The following is a 23,604-nucleotide window of genomic DNA, read 5'->3' on the forward strand; positions in this document are numbered from 1 at the left end:
CATCAAGTACTGTTTTAGGTGCAGTAGCTGGTGGTGTCACTGCGTATGGATTATTTAAACCATCCAAAGAACTATATGCGATTAACGAGTTTGCTGAAACAGTTTCTACTTTTGACCCCTCGGTTGTTTCGTAGTTTAAAAATTACATTTAGGGGCAGGGGAGTAATGGAGTGGTAAACCAACTTAAGGACTATTAGGAGTCTTTAGTGACCTTAATATTCCATCTTATGCATTCATAATGCATCGAGAATGAATATCGACCCAAGCCTCTAAAAATGTGCTTTTGCAAATGGTGATAGTCTGACATCATCTTCTTCATTTATGAGGGATAATGCGCTCAAAATTTACACGATGCTTAGCAAGAATTTTGAGTTTGCCGTAATCAGCTAGTGGATCAAGCCGCCAAAAATGAGCATTTCCCCAATGTACAGACTGCTAACTTGCTTTTATTGTGCTCCAACTATAGGAGACACACTGCTCAGATCACAAGCCAAATATGAGTAATACCTTGGTAAAAACCAGCCTATTTTTTGGAGCAGCACTTGTAGTTTGCTGGATTCAAATTGATTCTTGTCAAATGAGAAAACTAACTCATTCTGCTCAGTTTCCGGGATATACAAGAACTTGACTTTAGCGTCGTGGATGCCGAAATGCAGCATGATCGCTTCAAGTAATTTTATTGAGGTTGTGGGTAGGATCTGCACTGGCACGTCGCTGACGAGGATATCAGTGCCTTTGTGAATAATTGAGACATGTGGTTTATTTGTTTTGAATGGATGAGCCTCAGGTTCAGTAAATGTCCGATAGAGATGAAAACCTAGGACATCGCCATAGCTGAGATCGATAGCCTTTTTTGGATTCCATGCCTCGATGGCTATGCCTACCCCTTCGTTGATTAAGAAGGAATCGATGAGCTCAGGAATGGTATAGCATGTTATGCTACTGCTGTCTTCAGGGATGATTTCGGGAAGTTCAAGATTAAAGTAGGTGAGCCCTGCGGGATTGAAGATGATCTCAGGTTCACCACTAGTGAAAATAGCGTGGGGTAGGCAAGTTATTAAACGATTATACCAAGCAGCTTGTCTATTGGGTTTGTCAATCTCAAACAGTGCTCTTAGCTCTTGAGTGGCTGAAACAGAAGCCGCTTTATATTCGGGTGTATCCATAGAGTTTATCTTCATTTAAATAATGCATAGTATTATGATCAAATTGAGATAAAGTAAAGTTAAAATAAGATGATGAATAAGTGGTTTGTGAATACCCAATTGTTTTTAGGCAGGACTTACGAAAAACCCCAATCTCTTCGTTAAAAAATGTTTTTACTTCGGTCATTTAGTCTATCTAAACTCCCTCATTAAAAACATTTTTTGCCTCGACCTTGGAGTTTTTCGTAAGTCCTGTTAGGTTGATTTTTGCAAAAAAAAACTTGGATAGCATTAAATGGCTAGACACGAAGTGATGCAAAGTGAATTTATGCTATTGATGGGCTTAGACTTTTGGGGATATCTGCAATGTAAGCACTATACTCAAACGAAAAAAGGTATTTTGTCTTCCCAATTACTTTCTATAAGATCTTGCAAAAGGAACATGAAGACATTTCTGCAACAGTAACATCAAAAGTTAGCGTTTAAAATAGGTTGTTAATTGCTGCCAGATAGTTTCTTTATAATCCCCAACATAGCCCCAGGAATCTACCCAAATAATTCGTTTAAAGGCATCGGTTTCATTTATTTTATGCATAAATGATTCTTTACTGTCATTTTTTGCAGCAAGAATTACCATGTTAGCACTTTGTCTTATTGGTATAACCAGCGTATGGCTAAATTGATTTTTAATTAATTGAAAAATTGGATATTGTTCTTTTATATTCGCTAAGTTAACAGCCAAAATTCCATCTTCAGTTATTATTTTTTTGCATGAGGCAAAGAACTGGACATTAGCGCACTCAGGTGGAAAATGATTTGCATTGTACAGATCAACAATTAGATGTGAGAAATTTATTTCACAATTTTGGACATAATCCATCGCATTTTCATGAATAATGGTTAAATTTTTTAAACGATTGATTATAAAAAAACGCTTTGCTATTTCGATGACTTCTTCGCTATTATCTACAGCAATTACAGGGATATCCTTGAGCATCAATGCAACTCCAGCACCACCAAGCCCTAACATACAAGTAGCCCCCGGATATTTACGGGCCATTACTGTAAGTGCAGGGAGATAGTATAAACCAGGTTTATGTGGATTATGACGGTTTATAACTGTTTGTAAGGCATTACTCCCTAGCGTTAGCCAGCGATAGCATACATTTTGATATACTTTATAACCTGATGGAGAAGTATAAATGCATGTGCCTAACTTTGTTTTCCACATTTTAGGTAGTCTTCTCTAATTGAAAGGGATAAATTGATCCTAGTTTTAGGATTTGAGTCAATTCATCCAGGGCACAAAAACATTCATCAAGTAACTGAGGATCCGCTAAGTCTGTAGCAATCAACTCAGTGCGATAGTGCTTTAATACCCACTGCTTCAAAATCTTTAATAAATCATCATTTATTAAAACACCTTGATGCATGGCTTGAAGCTCTTCTTCATTTAATGGAACACGCAATCTGAGGCAAGCGGGGCCGCCACCATTTCGCATGCTTTGTTTCAGATCAAGGAAATGAACTGAATTAATAGGATTGGATCCATCAGAAAGTATTCTCTCAATGCACGCATTAGCACGCGGATTATTTTGACACTCAAAAGGGGCAATAAGCATCATAGAGTTTTGTTTCGATAAACTAATAATTTGTGAGTTAAAAAGATAGGTTTCAACTGCATCGGCAACACTAAGCTCTTTTTGTGAAATTTGGATGATATTTATAGGAAAAGAAGCTTTTTCACCTAATTCTTTAAGCACAGCACTTTGCTGATGAAAGGCTTGTTCGTGGACTAGTAAAACGGATTCATTGGCAACAGATATCACATCATTATGAAAAACGCCCTGGTCAATAGCAAGTGGATTTTGACAAGCAAATACAACATGGTCTGTCGATAGCTGATGTTGACGGACTATGGCTTCAGAGGCTTCTTGTGTTTGTCGTGCTGGATATTTCATCGGTCCAGAGTGTGATTGATTGTTTCCTAATCCTTTTTTCCCATAAACGAAAAGATGAATCCCGGGTTGATTGTAGTTTTGACAAATACGACTGTGATTGGCTGCACCTTCATCGCCCATAATGGTTGAACGTGGCAGGATAGGATGATGGTGGAAGTAGTCCGAGTTTGCGAAAATAAACTCCAGAAGTTTTTTCGAAAAATCAGCTTCATGGTGTCGGTGCAAATTACTGACAAGATTGGCAGCCGTAAAATGAACTTTATGGTCTTGAGTATCGGTACTTGGAGAAATTGTGGCTGCATTTGCTGACCACATGCTGGAAGCTGAATAACAGGCACTCAAAAGTTCAGGTGCTGTTCTATAGGCTTTATTAATTTGTTCTTTCGGTGTACCACAAAAACCTAACTGATACAGTAGTTCAAGATTAGGGCGCTGATGTGGTGGAAATAAACCTTGCTTGAGCCCCATTTTATAAAGTAAGTGCATTTTCTCTAGACCTTGTAAGGCAGCTGCTTGGGGATTGGAGCATGCCAAGGCATTTGAGAGCGATGCAATATTACCTGCTGCAAGACCTGCATAATTATGGGTAGGTCCGACTAGGCCATCCATGTTTAATTCATAAACGTTCATTTTAATCTTCTGTTTCAAGTTTCAAGTTTCAAGTAACTGTTTGTCCGAATCATAAAGTCGTAGCCCGGAGTTCATTGCACCACCGCCATTAAGTGAAGGATAAATTGTCGTTCCCGCGAAAGGGAGAACCTATTTCTAGCAAAGTGTAGTGCTAGTTTAAGAATAGATTCCCGCCTTCGCGGGAATGACAAAAATCTTAACTTATTAATAGCGGCCCTTTGTTACGGAGTTCCTAGGCTACCAATACCTGGTAATGTCTGTTCTGGCATTGTCAGGAGAGGTTGTTCCATACTAGCTACTGGATAGGCACAATAATCCGTAGCAAAATAAGCACTTGGCCTATGATTTCCACTCAATCCGACTCCGCCAAAAGGAAGGTTACTGGCGGCACCCGTCGTGGGTCTATTCCAATTAATTAATCCAGCTCGTACTTGCTGATAAAATTGATAATAATGTTGTTCATTATTACTCAACAAACCCGCGACTAAACCGTACCGAGTTTGGTTTGCCAGATTGATTGCTTCATCAAAATGATTGTAGCGATATATTTGCACTAATGGTGCAAAAATTTCCTCATCTGGAGGGTTTTCATGATGCGTCATATCAATAATGCCTGGTGATAGTAGGCCAGTATGCTCAGCAAGTAACCTCATGGATAAGAGGGGCAGGCCTCCTGACTCAATTAGTTTTTCCTGACTATGGATGTGTTTAATGGCTTGTTCATAACTAATAACGGGTCCCATGAATGGTTCTGGCTTTTGATCAAACGGCCCAATTTTAACTGATGAGCATGCTTTGATAAAATGATTCAGGAATTCATCACCTTGATGTGAATCGGGAATAATGACTCGTCGTGCACAAGTGCAGCGTTGGCCTGCCGTAAGTAATGAAGAAAGCAATGTATGATAAACGGCAGCATGGAGATCGGAAATTTCATCAATGACTAAAGGATTATTTCCTCCCATTTCAAGAGCTAAAATTACTTCAGGTTTATCGCCAAACTGCTGATGGATGCGCAAGCCCGTTGCATAACTTCCTGTAAAATATACACCTTGGATGTCTTGTGATAGTAATGCTTTTCCACAGGAGGAATCACCTTGTAAGCAATTTATTACTCCGGGGGGAATTTTGCTTTCATGCCAACACTGCATAATGAATTCAGCTACTGCAGGTGCCTGCTCACTTGGCTTATAAAGAATTGTATTGCCCGCAAGAAGGGCAGGAACTATGTGACCATTACTTAAATGGGCTGGAAAATTAAATGCTCCAAGAACGACCACAACGCCTTGAGGCTTAAAACGAAGACACGCATTTGCTTCTGTAGTTTTGGTTATTTTTGTCCAGGTTCTCTCATGGTAAGCCTGTATGGATAAATTAATTTTTCCTATAACAGCACTGACTTCAGTATGGGCTTCCCATAGGGGTTTCCCAGTTTCCAAAGCGATTAAATGTGCCATATGGTCGCGATTTTTATCAATTTGTTGCGCAAACTTTTGGGTATAATCTGCACGTTGTTCGAAATCAAGAGAGGACCAAGATGAAAGTGCCTGTCGCGCAGCATGACATGCACCTGAAACCTCCTGCTCTGTAGCTATGGTACCCTGCCAAAGTAAGGTACCATAACTCGGGTTTATCGATTCCAGTGTTGTTCCATCGCCTTTTATCCATTGACCATTAATATACTGTCCTTTGCCATGTATTACAGTTGAATTAGTCATTTGCCTCTCCATTATCAAATTGTAAAGGAGCTACTCGTAATTGATTTCCGCATTTGACTTGCAGGAGGTTGGCTGTTTTTTTACTAATAATACAGGTATTATTTTCCTTATTAACGAGCACGCTATTAACGGTTGCTCGAAAATCCAATTGGGTATTTGCTAGTAAATAATTAGCGCTACTCACCTCATCACTAATATTTTTAATGGTTACAACTCGACTAAGCTCAATGGTTTTGATTTTTGATAGAGGAACCTCAAGTGTAGGTCCAGCATCAAAAATATCAACGTATTTGTTATATCGAAAACCCTCTTTTAATAAGATTTTCATGGCTGCTTGTGTAGACGGGTGAGATTCACCTATTACTGCTTGTGCTTCCGGAGACAGCAGTTTAATGTATATAGGATTTCGCGGCATTAAATCGGCTATAAATTGTTTGTCCGTTGCGAGAGTGAGTCGATCGGCATCAGCAAAAGACATATGAAAGAAATGACTTCCTACATTCTCCCAAAAAGGTGATATGCCATGTGCATCGGAGATCCCACGCATTTCTGCAATTATTGTTGAAGCAAAGCGTTGAGGATTTTGGGCGATAAATAGGAAACGTGCCTTGGAAAGTAATAACCCATTTTTATTTTTTCTATACTTCGGTTCTAAAAAAAGTGTGCAGATTTCACTTCGACCTTGATTATCATTCACCAAGCTTAAAACTTCATAATCACTACGGACATTTAATGAGCGGCAAATTCGGGTTCGCTTGGAGATTTTATAAGAATAAAAAGGGGCCTCATGACCGGTACATGATTCAATACCTGAAACACCTATTATTTTTTTACTTTGCTGGTTTTCTAAAACGAATAAATAATATTCATTATTTGGTTTTTCTATATTTGTTTTGAATGAATCAGTCGACCAATGCAGTCGTTTTGCTAATATTTCCTTATCTTTAGAAAGCGTTGTAATTCCAACACCACTTTCTTCAGCCAAATGATGAATAGCATCTAAATCTGCATTGCAAGCACTACGAAATAGCATCATTTTTTAAATCCTCTAAGCCACCTTGAGCAAGATCGAGTAAGAGTAAGGCACTGAGTGCAGCGCGTTCAGATAAACTATCGAGTAGAATATATTCATCTGCGCTGTGGATATTTCCTCCCCTGACTCCAAGTGTGTCCAGGACTGGTAAACCGTGGCGGGCTAAGTTATTTCCATCACAGCAGCCACCACTATCTTTCCAATCTATAGATAAACCGAGCTCTTGTCCTAAATATTGAATACGATGAAACAGACGTTCTGTACCTGAACACACGCGTTTTACGGGTCTTCCAAAAATGCCATGAACACTTAAAGAGTAGTCCGGACGTTTTAATTGACAAATAATATGATCCAGTTCAGTTCGTACCCAAAATTCATCTTCAGGCAGACTAATTCTAATGTCAAGTTGTGCTACAGCTTTATCAGGAACTACATTAAGTGCCAGTCCACCTGCTATTTTTCCTACGTTAATGGTAACGCCATTACGTTTGCCGTTAAGAGAGTGTACGGCACATATTGCTTCAGCCAAGTAACAAATTGCATTTCGGCCATCAGCAAAATCTCGCCCCGCGTGAGCTGCCTTTCCAGTAGCGATTAGTGTTATTTTTCCGCTTCCTTTACGATTTTTAGCTAAAGTGCCATTTGCAGTCATAGCTGGCTCATATACCAAAGCTGCTTGATAATTAGACGCAAGTTCATCTAAAAGTACACTAGATGCTGGTGAACCAATTTCTTCGTCTGCATTGATTAAAACATCCCAACCTAGCTCTGATGCACATTCATTTAATTCAAAAGCAGATAAGGCATGCAACATCACAACAAGCCCACCTTTCATATCTGTAACCCCAGGACCGTTGATGCAGTTATCATTAATATAAGTTAATTTCTGGAATGGATTATCAGCAGCATAAACGGTATCCATGTGTCCACAAAGTAAAACACGTCGCTTTAAGTGAGGCCGCTTTCTAATAAACAGAACATCTCCACAGGTCTGGAGTGAGGTATTGCCGGACATATCAATAATAGATAAAGGAGGATGCTTTTTTGTATATATTGTATCCGCAATTGGCTTATAGACTGTATGTAGTAGATTAGCCATGTGTGCTAATCCAACTAAATTAGTTGTTCCAGAATTTATCTCACAAAATTGATGGAGTTGTTTCACCATCATTTCTTGATTGTTTTTTATTATATTTATCAGTTTATTATATGATTTAATCACGGTTTATGAATTAATGCTAAAAATACAGAATAGCTGAAATTAGTGGGCTTCACAATGTATTGCCAAGTTGTGCCAGGAAGAAAAATAGAGGCAATTTTATCTTATTCTATCATTCTATCCTCCGAGCAATTATGCTTGGAGGAAATGATAATTCAAAAAATTTTACATTAAGGAACTGGGTTATCTGCTTTGGGAGGTGGAGACGAGTTAGTTATTGGCCATAATTGAGGTATAGCCATGAAACCGAGTTTACTTAGTAACCCATCTGATTTTGTCTGCTCTTCATTTTTGACAGGATGCAGTTCTGGATGAGCACTGGCGTCAACACGTCTGTCTAGACCTTGTAGACGCTGAAGTTGCTTTTCTTGAAGTTCTAGAAGCTTATTAAATCGTTCTGTACTTGCTTTTAATTCAGATTTAACCTCTAAAAGTTCAGATTCTGCTTTGCCAATTCGTTCTGCAACTTGGTCAAAGCTAGCTGCTTTATTCTCCAAGAAAGAATTGAGCTTTTCTTGAAAAGCCTGTCGTTGGTTACCGTCAGTTATGGTTGCGCTGGACAGAATCCTGACTGTTCCCTCTAATGTGGAGGCAATTTTTTTTGCTTTCTCTACTTCAGCTCCCATGGATATTCTAACTTCAGATAACTCAGATGTTTTTTCGGATAATAACACCAGGCTTCTTGAATGCTCGTCACGAGCTTTCAAAAGTTCCTTTTGGGTGGCCTCAAATTGTTTATTTTGTTTTTCAACATCAAGTTTTAGAGTTGCTGCTGTTTTTTCAAGTCCATCCTTTGTTTTACGAAGTAATTTTTCAGTTTCAATATATACTTCAACCTGAGCGCTTAATGTCTCTACTTCTTCATTCAATCTAGAAATATTTTTAGCTAACCTCTCATTTTCTTCTTTAAATTTATCTATTTCAACGGCGAGTTTTTTGCGAATTGAATCCAATGCTCCAATAGTTAATTCAAGGATTTCTGCGACACCAAAAATCCCTTCTTTTAATTTTTGAGCAATATTTTTTGTATGATAATGATGGTCATCAAGAACAATACCGCTGGTCGTGTATGCTAAGGCGCTTACACCACTAATTGTTACCAGGAATCCAATATGAGCTGCAGCTCCTATGATCAAGGTAGGTCCTGATACAGCAACACCACCAATAATTCTTTGCCATAATGGCAACTCACCCCAAAATGCAGCGGCACGTGAAATAAGGCTTGGGTTATCTTGTAAACTGTCGACTATTGCACCTAGACTTTTTTTGACTTGTGCCAAGTGTTCTTGAGTTAAAGCAATACTTTGCAAACTATCCAGATCAGGCTCAGGTGAGTTTGGGTTGAGCAATAATTGTTTAGCCGCATCAGAAAAATTCATCTGTGACAAAGCTTTTTCAATGACGACTTTATTTGTATTGGATGGATTTATATCACTCTTTATAAGTACATCAAGTTCTTGTTCATTAGTAGACATAACACCAGCTCCCTGTGTTTAAGAATCTCCCTGTAAATTCTATTTTTAACCACAAGGCACGAATAAGCAAGTAAAAAAATTTGTTTCCATGGAGTTATTTTAAGACGATAGCAATATAGTCTGTGTTACTCAAATTTAGAGGTGCGGATTATAAAAAGTATAGTTTTGGATTTCCAAAATTATTGAAGAGCTGTAGTAAATTCAGCTATTTCTTCGCTTAATTTTATCCTATCTTCATAGAAAAAGCCTTTGTTTTGAAAAGACACTCCATAATCAATTAGGGCCTGGGAGTATCCACAAGAGGGAATATAAAGTATAAAACCTAGTAAGGCGACCATCATGCCGGAGAGTTCATACAATGAAGGATAATTTATTTGAACTTCATCAGTTAGAACTTCATAGTTTCTAATGGACTCTTCAGACGAAGAATTTACAAGTTCAGATGTGCGTGAAATTATTTCCAGCAGGAGTTCATCGCTACAGGACTTTTGCTGATCTAACTTCGTTACAGTATTTAATAATTTAAGACCTGTTTTTTTAATATTACCATGTTCTTCGGGTAGTTTATTGAATTGTTCTATCGTTTGACTGAGTCTTTTGTTAAGTATTTGCTTAGTTTGTATCCCAGGACAGTTCATATCACGCCAGTGAATGAGCCAAGACTTCTTCTTATTATTAATTAATTCAAGATAATTTGCATTCACATAAGTATTTATAGCATTCCATATGATTTTTCGATGAAAATTCATCCCTCTTCCTTTAACATTTGCAGCTGGTGCATCAAGAGAGCGCTCAAACTCTCTTTTAGTTATAGGCTTTTCTAATTCAAATGATCGTACTAAGTTATAATAAGTAGACGAAAGTGCTCCACGATCTATTGCATCTTTGCATGAAAAATTAAAGCTCTTGGGGTTTACTTTTTGTATGATGTAATTGGGGAGTTCATATTTGATGAAGTGCACCCAAACTGCTTGTTTTTCCGCAGAAGAAATAAATCTTCTATTGCTAAGTCCTTGTGCAAGGAAACTTTTCTGAAGTAATTGGGTTAAGATTTGATATTGATTACCATCAAACAAAAAATTTCTTGCTTTTGCACTAATGTGGAAATCAGAAATGACGTTTTTAGTTGTATTCTCGCTTGCTATATCTAGAAATTCATCAAATACAGATACAAAGGATAAACGATCATTTGTTTTTTCGTAATCAGAGGACTCCATTAAACCTTCATTAGCAGGAAGGGTAATGACGAGAACCTTGAGACTCGGATCATCTTCAAGTTTATGCAGCTCTAGTGTCATATCTCTTTCTTTGGAGCCCGCAATATCATACTTACTTCGATCTAATCCTAGATTATTAAAATATATATGGCATATGGATTTTTCTGATGATTCAGCATTTATTTGTAGCCAACGTTTAAACAGAGGACTGATACGAGTTTGTCCATTATGACGCTGAGCTTGGGTGCTAAAACGATGCTCGCTTGCATCTGAATCTTCTTTATGAGAAAAATTTTTAATTGTTGGCAAATTGGTTTCGTGTTGAGGTTTAAAGTTATCTGCAAACAAAGAATAAAGACGACGGTAAATTCCACCCTCATTATTAGGTGAGTGTCGATTAACAGTTTTCTTTTTATCTTTTATTGTTGTATGAATTTTTTTTTCTACATTGCGTTTCCGAGGATTTATTTGGGCGCCAATATCATTTATCCAATCAGACGATTCTTCGAGAATTTTGTTGTCATTGTGGTAAATAGCTAGAACTAATTCATCAAGTTCCTTAACTTTTTCTGCAGGGTTAGTCTCAATATACTTTTCTAAAGCGGAGATACAAGACGAATATAAATCACCATAGGGATAGTCTTTATCATATTTTTGCTTCATTACAGCTTGTAATTTGGTGAACTCTGGAAGGAGATTTATGACGTTTTGGCAGTGCCTAATCGCAGTTTTTAATTGAACAAAATAAGCATAGCAGTTACGATTATGAATTGCATCGCTAGTCAGGTTTTCTTCGTTCTTTACGCAAGTGCCCATAACTTTTATATGCCTGTGTAAATTAAGAGCATTATATAGAAATAGGAGTCATATTGGAAGGGTCGTTAGAATTATTGATACCGAGTATAAATGTGGAACATCAATCCTTATTAAATAATTGTCATTCTGATTGGAAAGAAATTCTAATCAACGCATTAAAAACGATGGATCAGGATTATTTGCATCAGCTCATGAATGATAAAAATTGGTTGCCAGGAACAGAACGATTATTAGCGGCATTCAGTTTACCACTTGCCAAAACTCAATATATTTTATTAGGTGAATCACCTTATCCTCGTAAAGACTCTGCAAATGGATATGCATTTTGGGATAATTCAGTTGGCAACTTATGGAGCTCGACCGGGTTAAGTAAAGCCGTTAATAGAGCAACTTCTTTGCGTAATTGGATAAAAATGATGCTTTTAGCACGTGGAGATTTGCATCTAAATACATCACAAGCCGATATTGCATTAGTGGATAAAAGCTATTTAGTGCAAACAGCACAAGAATTGTTTAAAGGAATGATGAATAAAGGTATTTTATTACTCAACGCCTCGTTGGTTTATAGCGAGGGTAAGGTTCCTTATCATGCTCGTCAATGGAAGCCTTTTATGCAAAGCCTGTTTGGACAGTTGACTGTAATTAAACCTACTATTCAACTGATTTTATTAGGTAAAATAGCTGAAACTGCTGCACAGGATAAATTACCTATAGGACTTATTGCAGAACATCCTTATAATGTAAGTTTTATCACCAATCAACATGTGATTGACTTTTTTAAACCATTGGATTTACTAAAATATGAGTAATACTGAATCAACCGTTAATCCTCAAGAACTTAGTAAGTTTGCTCAGCATGCCAACTTATGGTGGGATACTGAGGGACCACTGAAAACACTTCATGATATTAATGAAATACGACTGGATTTTATTAAGCAACACGTACAATTAACTGATTTAAATGTTTTGGATGTTGGTTGTGGTGGGGGTATTTTATGTGAAGCACTTGCAAATTCTGGAGCGAAAGTTACCGGGATAGATGCCGAATCTACAGCTATTTTCGTAGCTCAGGAACATGCAAAAAAAAATCATCTAAACATTAACTATCAATGTACTTCAGTTGAAAAATATAGTCATCAACGTTTCGATGTCATTACATGTATGGAAATGTTGGAGCATGTGGAAAATCCTGGGTTGGTATTTGAACATTGTAGGCGACTACTTAAGCCACATGGATTTTTATTTGTATCAACAATTAGCAGAACAATTAAAGCGTATGCTACAGCTATAATTGCTGCTGAATATGTGTTGAATTTATTGCCTAAACAGACCCACGATTATAAGAAATTTATTAAACCGAGTGAGTTGTGTGCTATGGCTCGTCCTTGGGACTTCAATTTAATTGACTTAAAAGGAATGGACTATAATCCGTTTTTAAGAAAAGCTACGTTAGGATCGGATGTCAGAGTTAATTATTTGATGGCTTTTCAGTAATGAATCCGTGTGAAAGTAGGGGGCTTAGCTAAGGTAAGCATTTACTCTCTATTCACCGAACGGCTCTATTTGACACATCTAGCGAAATGTTTAAAACTAATGGCGAGAACTGTAATTTCTTATCTTAGCCATAAATGTGCTTGTTTTAATTTATCTGAATTCGGGATTGATCGATCTCATAGATCCTGGTTAGATCATTACGTAAAAAATTAGTAGTTTTACATAAAACAATATAGTAACTTTCTATCTTATTATGAATATAAAAAAGGTAAGCGCATACTTTATAATGCCCTGGATCAATGTTTATTGATAAGCTATCTTTTTCGTCTTCTAAATTCCAAGGGCTCGCTATAGATAGGGTTCCTGTGGGGATGTTAATGATTACAGTATCTGTTGCATCTATTACACATTTAAATTCCTTGCTTGTTAACACCGGATCCACTGAATCAACTACTCTTACTTGAACATTACATACTTCATGAATAACAGTGTTGAATATATATGCTTTACCATCATTAATTAAGTTCAATAAATGCAGTTCAGAATATTTACTACAAGCATTGATTATATCTTTGCCATAGTGAGCATCACTAATTGATATTGATGTTTCGACACGTATCTTTCCTGATTTTTTCTTAATAATTTCGGTTTTATCATTTCCAGTTAATTCAAGCCAATCAATTATCATCTTAGATAAGTGGCGAGTATAGCGCGGATGATCATGTACACGAATAACTTGTTTTAATACATGGATATAAAAATCAAGTTGTTCAATATTGTCTATACATTTGCTTTTATATACTTCACTAATATCATTAGATATTGTTCTCATCGCTTTAAAACGATTCTTAGCATCTAAGAGTTGCATTTCTTCCCAGTCTGCGCGAATTTGAATATAAGTTTTTGTTTTCTTGCCTGAGAGTTTTTTAAGCATATGAAGTTGTTTCTTGATAGATTAATGGATAGTTAATGACTCAATTGACTTATTATATCACATATATTTACTATTCCTCGGCATTATATCTGCACCACTTCTACCGGCGTAATTAGTTATATACCAAATTTAATGCATGATTTTCGACGAATCCATTTTAATATACTTTCAATTCCTCTTAATTCGCATTTGCGCCGTTTCTTTAACTCTAACCCACATACTGATATGGTCCTCAAGCTTGTCCTACGTTCTACAACAACGCCCCATAAAGCGCGAAATTTAGGCTAATGAAGCAATTGTCAACAGACTCTAGATAAATTGCTCCTGATGATGATAAATAGACCACTGGAGCAAGAGCTATGTGCTAAATCCGTGTGGATCTCTCAGGAACAAGCCCCGGGACATAGGCAGGGCGGAAATATAGGAAATAGTTTGAACTAAGTGCCATTAATGTATATATGTTTCCCCAGCATCATTTAGCGCAACCAGCCTAAAAGGTATCTCTCCAAGACTGGATTTAAAACCAGTCTTGGATTTCATGAGTTCCGCTATGCGTCAGTTTTGCTACTACTGTTTTTTTCTGAATTTTGCTTCTTATTATAACGTTCCAAATAACGCTGATGAGCATATCTGGCCTGTTCTTGAGTGACTACATCTACTTCATTCCCATAGATATCAATTCGTGCAGCGTTTTCTTTTTGACAATTTAGATATGCCGGTGATGCACTGTAGTAGTTTAATGCTTCACGTAGCGATTTTTTACTGAAAGGAGGGGTGTCTAGTCGCTCGTAGAAGTCGATAATATCATCAAATATTCCAATTTTCAGAGGCTTAATCTGATTTCCTTTTTTAAAAAAGGCATTTGGGAAATGTTCAATAAGCCAATCTATAACGAGTAGCTTATCTTTTTTTACTGTAGATATCGGTTGTTTGTCCATCATATTGCTCTAAAGCGTGTTCTAGATGCTGAATAAACTACCACATCTTTTGACATAATCAAGCACTTGTATGTAAACACTGTAATTACTTTAGTATTTTAGGGGAAAACCTTATATTTAATGGATATCCAGTAGGTATTTTTTTGCTCGAGTTCTTGTAAGATATTTCTCAATTCAGATAAAGATAATTGCTGTTTTTTTGTCATGGATTTTAGTGACTTAACTTAACTTATTGTTTTTAATTAAACTTTTTAAAATATCTTTTGGGGTTTGCTTGAAATCAGTTAAGGAAATGCACAAAAGTCTGCTTGCGCTTCTAATTTTCTATGCTAAATTTAAAACATGACTTGTATGGATATAAGTCACTCAAATGGAATTGTAATCATACGGATTTGATTTATCATGGATGATTATAAGAACTGGAAGTTCTTATACGGATGACTGCGAAGGCCAGGGTTTAAGCCCTGGCTTTTTTATTTATGCTACGAGATAGCCTGATCGAGATAAAAACTTTTTATCAGGAAAATAGGCGAAAATTACGGAACCATTTTTAATGGTATTAATAACTGGTTTTGCTAAGGTTTGAGCAATAGCAGGGCATCCCCAGGATAGTCCAGCGCGACCTGCTCGTTTTATGAAATCAGGTTCTACATACCAAGCACCATGTATGACTACACGTCGGCTTAATGCATTATCATTAAAACCTTTATCTAAGCCCTGTATATTAAGCGAATATCCTTTATGCCCGATATAGGTATCTTTTGTAATGTATGTACCTAGGCTTGATTGTTTACTTGAGGGAGCATTGGAAAAATGACTGGCCTTATTCACACCTGAGTTTTTTCCATGAGCGACATAAGTGTTATATAAAAGACGTTCTCTACGAAGATCGAATACCCACATCCGTTGTTTGTTTGAAGGCAAAGAATAATCAATTACTGTAAGTACAGGTTTTTTAACAGAACCTTTTTTGCTTGCATTTTGATATGCAGTTAATGCGAGTTTTAAAACATTTTTATTTAATTCTGGTGCCTTGCGGCTCAAATGTTGCAATTTGCTACTAATATCAGATTCAGACCTTGCTGCAAAAGAAGGTGTACTTGAGGTTATATTACTAGTTAAAATTACGGTTGAGATTAGAGTTAATAGAGTATTCATACTGCTCCTTTCTTCTGTAAATCGCCGTTATAGTTTCTACGAAAAAATGGTGATTATATTAACAATTCACGTAATTGTAAAATCAGGAGCATTTAATTTGTCCATTAGGGGGAAATATTACTCAATTCATATACTTAGGCATATAGTGAAAAAAAATGCAGTACAAACAGCGATCTACCTGGTTAAAACCAGGCCTATTTGGCATGTTAAACACGATACAAATAGATAAAAATTAATTCAAAAAAAATAAATAAATAACAGAAAAATTATCTAAAATTAGGTATAATGACACGGTTTACAGCCCATTTATGTTTGCTCTACATCCAAAAAATCAGGTAGTGCATTCCATTTCATATGGCTCTAAATTATACTTGGATGTTAGTTTTTAAACTCTTTTAAACCCAGCATTGACTTGGTACTTCTTTCAAGAGAGAACTGGAAAAAAGATTAGATATAGATTTGATTGTGGAGAATACTATGCTGGAAAAGCAGATCATACAATTACCCGAAGGAATACGAGCTGCTATTAATCATGCGTATCGTGTTGATGAGTTACCATTAATAACAGAACTTTGTGAAAAAGCAGCGTTAGGACAACAGCAGTTAATTGATATTAAGAATAGTGCCACAAAACTAGTTGAGTCAGTGCGCACGGAACGAAAAAAAAGCACAGGTATTGATTCATTTTTAACTGAATATGCTTTATCCAGTGATGAAGGTATTGCTCTGATGTGTTTGGCTGAAGCACTATTACGTGTTCCTGACAGTGCTACAGTAGATAATCTAATCAAAGATAAATTATCGGGTGGCGATTGGAAATCTCATATGGGTCAAAGTGATTCATTTTTTGTAAATGCAACTACTTGGGCCTTGATGCTTACTGGGAAAATACTAACTCCGGAAAAAGCCCAAACAACATTATCCAAATCTTTAATGAAGCTCGTGAATCGCAGCAGCGAAGCTGTAGTAAGAAAAGCAGTTGATAAAGCAATGCGAATTATGAGTAAACAATTTGTTATGGGACGCACTATCAGTGAAGCGTTAAGCCGTGCAAAAAAGAAAGAAGCACAGGGGTATCGATATTCTTATGACATGCTGGGTGAAGCCGCGCTAACATCTATAGATGCGTTACGTTATTTTGAGGCCTATAAAGAAGCAATTGAAACCATAGGTAAACACGCTGATAAAGATTCAGATGTATACAAACGAGCCGGTATATCTATAAAGCTCTCAGCCTTACACCCGCGCTATAATGAAAGCCAACATGAACGAGTTATGGAAGAGTTGCCAGCTAAACTTCTAGCTCTCGCTCGCTTGGCGAAGAGTTATGGGATTGCCTTAACTGTTGATGCTGAAGAATCTGAGCGTTTGGATTTATCACTCGATGTAATGGAGCGTGTTTTTAATGATGCAAGCTTGGATGGATGGAATGGTTTTGGTTTAGCGGTTCAATCCTATCAAAAAAGAGCTTTTTTCGTATTGGATTGGGTAGCCGCTCTTGCTAGAAGAAAGCAACGTCGAATTATGGTTCGCTTGATTAAAGGAGCCTATTGGGATAGCGAAATAAAGAAAACACAAATGCAGGGTTTTAATGAATATCCTGTATTTACCCGAAAAGTTTTTACAGATGTTTCTTTCCAAGCTTGTGCTAAAAAAATATTGACCATGACGGATGCAATTTATCCTCAATTTGCAACGCATAATGCTTATTCTGTGGCGATGATTTTAAATATTACCGGTGATTATCGTGATTTCGAATTTCAGTGCTTGCATGGAATGGGTAATGAGCTCTATCAACAGATAGTGCCAGCAGAGCGACATGGGATTCCATGCCGTATTTATGCGCCAGTGGGAAGCCATGAAGATTTACTTCCTTATTTGGTACGTCGCTTGTTGGAAAATGGAGCAAATTCTTCATTTGTTAACCGTATTGTCGATGATAATGCACCGATTAGTACATTGGTTGAAGATCCTGTAGAAAAAGCCAAATCTTTATTGCATAAGATGAATCAAAATATTCCATTACCGGAAGATATATTTCAACCGAGCAGAAAAAACTCTAAAGGTTTTGATTTTTCTGATCGTGCTGAACGAGCTGTTTTACAACAAAAAATGGCGCAAATCAGATTGCAGCAGTGGACCGCAGGACCAATAATCTCTGGAAATTCAACACATAATAGTGAAATGCAGCGTGTTGAGTCGCCGCAACAGACTGAGAATATTATTGGAACAGTTCAGAATTCATCACTCGACGATGTAGAGCAAGCATTGGTACACGCTGAGCAAGCATTCCCAGGTTGGTCTAATACACCTGTAAAAGAAAGAGCGGCCTGCCTTAATCGTTTTGCTGATTTATTACAGGAAAATTATGCAGAACTTATGACCATCGCGTGCCTTGAAGCAGGAAAAACTATGAATGACTGCATTTCAGAGGTGCGTGAAGCAATTGATTTTTGCCGTTATTACGCAACGCAGGCTCAGCAAATTTTAGCTGCTCCGCTGCGATTAACTGGTTATACAGGGGAGTTAAATGAACTTAGTTTGCATCCACGCGGTATCGCGCTATGTATCAGTCCCTGGAATTTCCCCTTAGCAATTTTTACAGGTCAGGTTGCTGCTGCATTGGTTACTGGAAATTGTGTTATTGCAAAACCTGCGGAGCAAACTCCTTTAATTGCCGCTTATACGGTTAAATTAATGCATAAAGCAGGAATTCCAGTAGGTGTTGTACAATTACTTCCTGGACCTGGCGAAACCATTGGCGCTGCATTGGTTGCGGACAAAAGAATTAAAGCTGTGTTGTTTACGGGTTCAACCGACACAGCAAATCTTATTAATCGTACTCTAGCAACACGTGGCGGTGAACTGATTCCTTTGATTGCCGAGACAGGTGGCCAAAATGCCATGATTGTTGATTCTTCCGCTTTATTGGAGCAGGTTGTCGTCGATGCAGTTAACTCAGCCTTCGGAAGTGCTGGTCAAAGATGTTCTGCGCTGCGGGTATTATTTGTTCAAGAAGAAGTATATCCAAGAACCATTGATCTCTTAAAAGGAGCTATGGCCGAATTGGTAGTAGGTGATCCACGCTGGCTTGCGACTGATGTAGGACCTGTGATTGATAATGCTGCTTTATCCATATTAAAAAGCCATGTGGAGAATATGAAAAAGCGGTTTGAACTCATTTATCAATGTCCATTAGATGAATCATTGGAATCCGGATACTTTATGCCACCAACAGCGATTGCTATTGATCACATCAATGCTCTTGAAAAGGAGGTTTTTGGTCCGGTATTACATGTAATTCAATTTAAGCGAACAGACCTAGATCAAGTCATTAAACAAATTAACGCGACAGGGTATGGCCTAACCTTAGGTATTCATAGTCGTATTAATGAAACAGTAGAATACATTAGACAGAATATCCATGCGGGTAACTGTTATGTAAATCGTAACATGGTAGGTGCTGTTGTCGGTTTACAGCCTTTTGGCGGAGAAGGATTGTCAGGTACAGGTCCTAAAGCAGGCGGTCCTCACTACCTAATTCGACTTTGTCATGAACGGACTTATACTGTTGACACTACTGCAGCAGGAGGTAATGCAAGTTTAATGTCTTTACCTGATTAATATGTAAATCATACAGAAGCGTGACTCTGATCTTTATCTGATTTCAGTCACGCCAACTTCTCTGGCTACAAGAAGTAGAGTGATTAATAGAGAGGATACGTTGTTCAGATCACAAGCTAACTTGAGTAATACCTTGGTAAAACCTGCTCAGTAATTGTACCCCCCTGGGGGGCAAATTGATTCTTGTCAATTGAGAAAACTAAATCATACTGCTCAGTTTCAGGGGGGAATCTCCCATTTTTAACTGAAGCTGAAAGTAGAGATTAGGCAACAAGCCTTAATGCAGCGAAAGCTTAATCAATGTTTTCTGGGATCAACGAGCCTGCTCCAATCCGCTATTAATTGATTTTTGTATTATTTAATAGGCTCAAGCGAAGATGTAATTCTTCGGCGAATTGCTCGTTAATTAATCTTTGTCTTTTAAGATTATTAATCCCCGTTCGTATTTTAGTGAAATTCTTGTGATCGAAATCAATTCGGGCTTTTCTAATAGCTCCATTGAACTGTTCAATCCATTTCCTTTGCTCAAGATTACTTCTGTTATGGGATAGTGTAAAAGCAGGTTCGCCGTTATAGTAATAAAAGTAAAGTTTACTTTTGGTTTCGCAAATATAATAAAAAACTGAGAAGTATAGAAAAAAAGCGATAATACTTAAAATGAGGGGGAGATTTATATTTAAGAAATATTCTGGATAACGAAAAAAGGCGGCAAAAAAACCGATTATAATTAGAAATTCTAGAATTAAGAGACTCCTTGCCAAGAACGATAAAGTTCTTTTTATTACTTTGCATTTTGTAGAAAAAGCGACCAGAGGAGCAGTTTCTTTAGAATAACCTAGTGGCGTTTTCTTTGCTAATAAAAGCGTATCATTTTCTATGATTTCTAGCTTAACCTGATAAAGGTAATATTTTTTTTCTGTATAAATGTTCATAAAATTACTGTGGCAAATTAATGATCTTTTTATTGAGATCAGTATTATCTTGAGTTTGATAGATAGATGTTTCCAATTGTGTCAATTCTATAGGTGTTAATAATTCATATTGTTGAAGCAAAAATAAAGTATCCTCATTAGATGGTGCTGCTTCATGAATTCGATTTACTATGGCTTCTAGAAAAGCTTGGTTTTTCTCTTTATTTATGGGGTCATTCGGAAGAGAAAAAGCAATAATAGTATCGTCATGCAAAAAACTAAATCTAAAAGCACAACGCTCTTTATACTGACGGAAAAATTGATAGCTTGTGAATATAAAGATAAAAAGAAAAACAATAAGCTGTGTATTCCCAAAAATGTCAAATCTTGGGCTTTTCGAAAGCCATTGATTGCTTCGTACTATTATACCAAATGAAACATACACCAATAATAAGAGATAAAAAGGTTGCCAGAAACCACCATAAATATAATGGGGATTAATTTGGTTTAGTGGTATAGAAAAATTTGTTTTTGGCCGAGATTGATCGATGCAGCGAATCTCTGTTTTACTAAGAAGGTAAAGTTGGGTACCAAATTTATACTCCAAACTGAATATATCTGAGATATTCATATAGTCTAATTTATTTTCAAATGTTAATAATTGTATATTATATGTGTTTAATGTAAAGAAAAAAACATATTGGCGACATTGTGATAATCTTGCTGCATTCTGAGCAATAAATAAGTATTGACTACAACTTTGATCATATTGTTCAACAGGCGCCCCGTATCTAACTAAAATTAAATCTCTATTTGAGTCGAATAATTTTTCTTATTGGCTTGTTTTATGAGCCGAATGACCTCGTTACGTGGCTCACGAGGCAGAAATTATGAATGACAGTCAAATAAAATGGAGCTGGCAGGAACAAAAAACAAGATAACTCATTTGAACAAAGGATTAGTGATGCTCAGTATAAAAAAATTACTAAAGTAAGTAAGTCTACAGCAACCAGACATTAAGAACTTTTGAAATATTAGCCTCTAGAAGGTTTTTATCTTTCATTTTTTGATGCAATTTGTACGCTTTGTGTAGAAGAGTTTAATATGTCCAAAATCTTATGTTGCAGCTGACCCACAAGAAATTTTGATCCTATTTTTGACAAATGGCTCCCATCTGAATAGTAGGGGCGTCCAAGCGTGTCGCCCGAGGTACAATAGCCTTTCTTACAAAAAACATCATAAGGATTGAGAAAATAAACGTTATTTCTTTCAGATGCATATCGGGCAAGAACTCTATTCACATTTAATGCAGCTTGATTTCGATTTTCATTATCAATAAACGAACAATCAGAGCGTTTAAACCATTTTAAGCTACCGAGACAATTTATTGGGTCATATATTGAGCCAGGTACATCTCCTATTATGATCAATTTTTTTGTACCTAAAAGTTTTACCAGCTTATCTAAAGCATTTAAAAAAGGCTTATAGTCATTATAAGATGTCATTGAGGATGTATTAATATTAAGTGATTGGTGATTTTTTAAGAAACCCGCCATATTTATCTGCTCACCCCAATGCGCAGAAAGAATAAGAATATTTGGTTCCTGTGTTGCATTAAGTACCTTTAAGGCCTCTTTGTATGCAAATTTCGCACTATCATCATATAATTTTTGCTCTTTATCTAACCGTGTTATTCCTGGAATTAATAATGAGGATGCATATTTGCCTGCACCTCCACCTGAGGAAGTAAATACAGTTAATTGATGAGGCTTAGCTAACTTGTCTACTATTCCTTCATCTAACATTCCAGCATGACTGTCACCCATTATCACAATTTGTGCATGATTACTTTTTCCCTTATGTATAAATTCTCCGGAGAAATCAGCTCCACCCCAGTTTTCGACGTGATATTTAGTTATATCTTCAACTTTAGCCAGTTCATCTGCGCTATTGGCCCGCCAAATCCAACCGTGGCTTCGACCGATAAAAACACCTAAAAAGGCTATAAGAAATGCAAAACATAAACCTTGAGTAATTGTTTTAATTAAATATTTCTGATTTTTTTGTATACCGGATCCCTTTCTAAAAGGTTGCTCAATGAAGTAATACATAAAAAATGAACAAAAAAGAGCTAAAGCGATAACTAATATTTTTTCGTCAAAACCTATATCAAATTTTAAACCACAATCTTGGTGGTATGTTTTGAAAAAAATAATTAAAGGCCAATGGATCAAATATAATGAATAGCTAATTAAGCCTATCTGTCTGGCTGGCAAGCATCTAAAAATATATCCAGTATATTTAGCTGTACCTGCATAAATAATTAATGCTGCACCAATACACGGAGCAAGAGCATTGTAGCTTGGAAATAATGTATTAGAAGTATAGATTAAGGTTGGAATTACAATGAGTGCGATGCCTAAAAAGCACAAAATCTCAATTAAAAGAGGGTGTAGATTAATTTCATTTTTTATTAAAAAAACAATAAATGCCCCGACACAAAATTCAAAGGCCCTATATTGAGCCAAGTAATAAAGAGCGACTAGCTGTGAGTTTTGATAATACAAATTCAACCAGAAACTAATGACAAATACGAGTGAAATAATAATAACTAAATTTTTTTTAAAAAATTTATGCCAAAAAAACAAAATAATCGGAAAAAAGATATAAAATTGTTCCTCAACTCCCAATGACCAAGTATGTAATAATGGGCTTGATTGCGAAAAAATGTCAAAATACCCAGACTGATTTTTGAAAAATATATTTGATACTGATAGAGCAGCAAATGACAATGATTTGCCAAATATTTTAAAGGGAGCCGGATTTAATAAAAATATACCAGCAATAAAAGTAAGAAACAGTGTAAAAAATAAAGCTGGAAAAATGCGTTTAACTCTTCGCGCATAGAAATTTAAAAAACTAAAGCCAGCCGAACTATCTAACTGTTGTATTATAATATTTGTAATTAAAAAGCCACTAATTACAAAAAAAACATCGACACCAACAAATCCGCCGCTAAAAAAAGTAAAATCTAAATGACATAAAAAAACTGAAATAACTGCTAACGCTCTAAGACCATCTATGTGTTTATAGTAACGTTTATCGTGCATGTCTTTTCCCATAAGTCATAATGCGTCTAGCCAATAATAGTTTTTCCAGATTGATAGACACAAAGCCCCTGGGAAATAAAATAAGCATTAACAAAATCATTCATATAATGTAATTTTTTTACAATTAGGAACATGATACTTATTTATAATTCCCTAATTTATCTTCTGGTTTAGAATCCCGTATTGTAAGTTTTGTGCCATCTGATGGGAGTCTCTCTTGT

General features: G+C 36.5%; 17 protein-coding genes. 3 read left to right on the forward strand and 14 right to left on the reverse strand.

What is annotated here, in order from left to right:
• Positions 1–446: 446 nt before the first annotated feature.
• From ELY20_RS15775 to ELY20_RS15815, 8 genes are all read right to left on the reverse strand, one after another.
• Positions 447–1,166: a hypothetical protein gene (locus tag ELY20_RS15775; RefSeq protein WP_110143670.1), complete on the reverse strand. Its 720-nt coding sequence runs from the start codon at positions 1,164–1,166 to the stop codon at positions 447–449.
• A gap of 454 nt (positions 1,167–1,620) precedes the next feature.
• A complete protein-coding gene (locus ELY20_RS15785; RefSeq protein WP_110143671.1) occupies positions 1,621–2,376 on the reverse strand; it encodes a spermidine synthase in 756 nt (251 codons plus the stop codon).
• Between the two features lies 1 nt (position 2,377).
• Positions 2,378–3,736, reverse strand: coding sequence for an N-succinylarginine dihydrolase (astB, locus tag ELY20_RS15790; RefSeq protein WP_110143672.1), 1,359 nt, complete (start codon positions 3,734–3,736; stop codon positions 2,378–2,380).
• 221 nt (positions 3,737–3,957) lie between these two features.
• On the reverse strand, positions 3,958–5,454 hold the full coding sequence (gene astD, locus ELY20_RS15795; RefSeq protein WP_110143673.1) for a succinylglutamate-semialdehyde dehydrogenase: 1,497 nt from the start codon (positions 5,452–5,454) through the stop codon (positions 3,958–3,960).
• The gene (locus tag ELY20_RS15800; RefSeq protein ID WP_110143674.1) at positions 5,447–6,490 is read right to left on the reverse strand and encodes an arginine N-succinyltransferase; all 1,044 of its coding nucleotides are present in this window, start codon (positions 6,488–6,490) and stop codon (positions 5,447–5,449) included. The genes astD and ELY20_RS15800 overlap by 8 nt, the downstream gene beginning before the upstream one ends.
• Positions 6,474–7,709 (reverse strand): hydrolase, encoded by a 1,236-nt coding sequence (locus ELY20_RS15805; RefSeq protein WP_110143675.1) that lies wholly within the window; start codon positions 7,707–7,709, stop codon positions 6,474–6,476. The genes ELY20_RS15800 and ELY20_RS15805 overlap by 17 nt, the downstream gene beginning before the upstream one ends.
• A gap of 167 nt (positions 7,710–7,876) precedes the next feature.
• Positions 7,877–9,181 (reverse strand): LegC2/C7 family Dot/Icm T4SS effector, encoded by a 1,305-nt coding sequence (locus ELY20_RS15810; RefSeq protein ID WP_110143676.1) that lies wholly within the window; start codon positions 9,179–9,181, stop codon positions 7,877–7,879.
• 179 nt (positions 9,182–9,360) lie between these two features.
• Entirely contained in the window at positions 9,361–11,214 is a 1,854-nt protein-coding gene (locus ELY20_RS15815; RefSeq protein ID WP_110143677.1) for a hypothetical protein, read from the reverse strand.
• Between the two features lie 53 nt (positions 11,215–11,267).
• Between ELY20_RS15815 and ELY20_RS15820 the strand changes: the two genes are divergently transcribed.
• Both ELY20_RS15820 and ubiG read left to right on the forward strand, forming a co-directional pair.
• The gene (locus ELY20_RS15820) at positions 11,268–12,023 is read left to right on the forward strand and encodes a uracil-DNA glycosylase family protein (RefSeq protein ID WP_110143678.1); all 756 of its coding nucleotides are present in this window, start codon (positions 11,268–11,270) and stop codon (positions 12,021–12,023) included.
• Positions 12,016–12,708: a bifunctional 2-polyprenyl-6-hydroxyphenol methylase/3-demethylubiquinol 3-O-methyltransferase UbiG gene (ubiG, locus tag ELY20_RS15825; RefSeq protein ID WP_110143679.1), complete on the forward strand. Its 693-nt coding sequence runs from the start codon at positions 12,016–12,018 to the stop codon at positions 12,706–12,708. Before ELY20_RS15820 ends, ubiG begins: the two co-directional genes overlap by 8 nt.
• A gap of 145 nt (positions 12,709–12,853) precedes the next feature.
• On the opposite strand, the gene ELY20_RS15830 is transcribed toward ubiG, so the two are convergent.
• From ELY20_RS15830 to ELY20_RS15840, 3 genes are all read right to left on the reverse strand, one after another.
• On the reverse strand, positions 12,854–13,642 hold the full coding sequence (locus ELY20_RS15830) for a hypothetical protein (protein WP_110143680.1): 789 nt from the start codon (positions 13,640–13,642) through the stop codon (positions 12,854–12,856).
• 548 nt (positions 13,643–14,190) lie between these two features.
• Complete coding sequence (locus tag ELY20_RS15835; RefSeq protein ID WP_165831636.1) at positions 14,191–14,580, reverse strand: ProQ/FinO family protein; 390 nt, start codon at positions 14,578–14,580, stop codon at positions 14,191–14,193.
• A gap of 477 nt (positions 14,581–15,057) precedes the next feature.
• Complete coding sequence (locus ELY20_RS15840; protein ID WP_110143682.1) at positions 15,058–15,738, reverse strand: murein L,D-transpeptidase catalytic domain family protein; 681 nt, start codon at positions 15,736–15,738, stop codon at positions 15,058–15,060.
• Between the two features lie 477 nt (positions 15,739–16,215).
• Between ELY20_RS15840 and putA the strand changes: the two genes are divergently transcribed.
• Complete coding sequence (putA, locus tag ELY20_RS15845) at positions 16,216–19,362, forward strand: bifunctional proline dehydrogenase/L-glutamate gamma-semialdehyde dehydrogenase PutA (RefSeq protein ID WP_110143683.1); 3,147 nt, start codon at positions 16,216–16,218, stop codon at positions 19,360–19,362.
• Between the two features lie 338 nt (positions 19,363–19,700).
• On the opposite strand, the gene ELY20_RS15850 is transcribed toward putA, so the two are convergent.
• The 3 genes from ELY20_RS15850 to ELY20_RS15860 all read right to left on the reverse strand — a co-directional run bounded on the left by ELY20_RS15850 (position 19,701) and on the right by ELY20_RS15860 (position 23,383).
• A complete protein-coding gene (locus ELY20_RS15850; RefSeq protein WP_110143684.1) occupies positions 19,701–20,294 on the reverse strand; it encodes a hypothetical protein in 594 nt (197 codons plus the stop codon).
• Between the two features lie 4 nt (positions 20,295–20,298).
• Entirely contained in the window at positions 20,299–20,904 is a 606-nt protein-coding gene (locus ELY20_RS15855; protein WP_110143685.1) for a hypothetical protein, read from the reverse strand.
• Between the two features lie 421 nt (positions 20,905–21,325).
• Complete coding sequence (locus ELY20_RS15860; RefSeq protein WP_158618897.1) at positions 21,326–23,383, reverse strand: acyltransferase family protein; 2,058 nt, start codon at positions 23,381–23,383, stop codon at positions 21,326–21,328.
• Between the last annotated feature and the right edge of the window lie 221 nt (positions 23,384–23,604).

The sequence above is a fragment of the Legionella qingyii genome, from assembly GCF_003990155.1.
Taxonomy (GTDB): Bacteria; Pseudomonadota; Gammaproteobacteria; order Legionellales; family Legionellaceae; genus Legionella; species Legionella qingyii.

What these genes read in the sequence shown, in the direction of transcription:
- ELY20_RS15810 (WP_110143676.1), bottom strand. Translation starts at nt 9,181, where the DNA reads ATGTCTACTAATGAACAAGAACTTGATGTACTTATAAAGAGTGATATA.
- astD (WP_110143673.1), bottom strand. Translation starts at nt 5,454, where the DNA reads ATGACTAATTCAACTGTAATACATGGCAAAGGACAGTATATTAATGGT.
- ELY20_RS15815 (WP_110143677.1), bottom strand. Translation starts at nt 11,214, where the DNA reads ATGGGCACTTGCGTAAAGAACGAAGAAAACCTGACTAGCGATGCAATT.
- ELY20_RS15840 (WP_110143682.1), bottom strand. Translation starts at nt 15,738, where the DNA reads ATGAATACTCTATTAACTCTAATCTCAACCGTAATTTTAACTAGTAAT.
- ELY20_RS15785 (WP_110143671.1), bottom strand. Translation starts at nt 2,376, where the DNA reads ATGTGGAAAACAAAGTTAGGCACATGCATTTATACTTCTCCATCAGGT.
- ELY20_RS15850 (WP_110143684.1), bottom strand. Translation starts at nt 20,294, where the DNA reads ATGAACATTTATACAGAAAAAAAATATTACCTTTATCAGGTTAAGCTA.
- ubiG (WP_110143679.1), top strand. Translation starts at nt 12,016, where the DNA reads ATGAGTAATACTGAATCAACCGTTAATCCTCAAGAACTTAGTAAGTTT.
- ELY20_RS15830 (WP_110143680.1), bottom strand. Translation starts at nt 13,642, where the DNA reads ATGCTTAAAAAACTCTCAGGCAAGAAAACAAAAACTTATATTCAAATT.
- ELY20_RS15835 (WP_165831636.1), bottom strand. Translation starts at nt 14,580, where the DNA reads ATGGACAAACAACCGATATCTACAGTAAAAAAAGATAAGCTACTCGTT.
- ELY20_RS15855 (WP_110143685.1), bottom strand. Translation starts at nt 20,904, where the DNA reads ATGAATATCTCAGATATATTCAGTTTGGAGTATAAATTTGGTACCCAA.
- ELY20_RS15775 (WP_110143670.1), bottom strand. Translation starts at nt 1,166, where the DNA reads ATGGATACACCCGAATATAAAGCGGCTTCTGTTTCAGCCACTCAAGAG.
- putA (WP_110143683.1), top strand. Translation starts at nt 16,216, where the DNA reads ATGCTGGAAAAGCAGATCATACAATTACCCGAAGGAATACGAGCTGCT.
- ELY20_RS15860 (WP_158618897.1), bottom strand. Translation starts at nt 23,383, where the DNA reads ATGCACGATAAACGTTACTATAAACACATAGATGGTCTTAGAGCGTTA.
- astB (WP_110143672.1), bottom strand. Translation starts at nt 3,736, where the DNA reads ATGAACGTTTATGAATTAAACATGGATGGCCTAGTCGGACCTACCCAT.
- ELY20_RS15800 (WP_110143674.1), bottom strand. Translation starts at nt 6,490, where the DNA reads ATGATGCTATTTCGTAGTGCTTGCAATGCAGATTTAGATGCTATTCAT.